A 795-nucleotide genomic window follows, 5' to 3' on the forward strand; every position below is an offset into this window, starting at 1 on the left:
TGCTGGTATTGCCATCCCTGATCACTATGGAGAATAGTACTCTCGTATTGTTCTTCTCTAAAAGCTTGTTTTAACATATCTTTTACTTGGTCTAAATTTGGTGAAGACGAAAGGGAATAAGCTATAATTTCGCTGTTATAACCATCTAAAATTGGTGATAAGTATAGTTTTTTGTTACTTGTTGGGATAGAAAATTCCGTAATGTCTGTATAGCACTTTTCCATCGGTTTTGAAGCATGAAATTGACGTTGAATAATGTTCCCAACTTTCTTTCCAACTTCTCCATGATAAGAAGAATACTTACGTTTTCTGCGAATACGAGCACTTAGCCCCAACATTTTCATCAAACGTTGTACCTTCTTATGATTTACGATGAAACCACGGTTTCTAAGCTCAAGAGTGATACGGCGATAACCATAATTCCCTTTATGCTCGGTATAAATGGTTTCTATTTCATTTTTAATGACATGATTCTTATCTTCTAGGTTTAGCTGCTTTAAATGATAGTAGTAAGTTGAACGAGCGAGTTTGATAATCTTTAGAAGAATATCTAAAGGAAACTCTGGCACTAACTCTCTGACAATCTGCGTCTTTCTTCTTTCTCTTTTTCCTCCATCAAGCGGAGTTCTCTCAACTTTTTTAGAATGGCATTCTCCGCTCTTAAATACTCATTTTCAGCCTGAAGGCGTTCTAGTTCCGTCATCTCTTCCGGTTTTTTCTTTGGCTTACGTCCCATTTTAGGTACTCTCCCTCTTGTTTTCTCAACAATAGTATACTTATTTTTCTTGTATTGTG

Annotated in this window: 1 pseudogene; it reads right to left on the minus strand. The window is 36.0% G+C overall.

Annotation, left to right across the window (positions count from 1 at the left end):
* Positions 1-795: pseudogene (locus tag ADH99_RS08460) on the minus strand (IS3 family transposase); the annotation flags it as partial.

Source organism: Granulicatella sp. 572.rep1_STHE (genome assembly GCF_001073445.1).
Taxonomy (GTDB): Bacteria; Bacillota; Bacilli; order Lactobacillales; family Aerococcaceae; genus Granulicatella; species Granulicatella adiacens.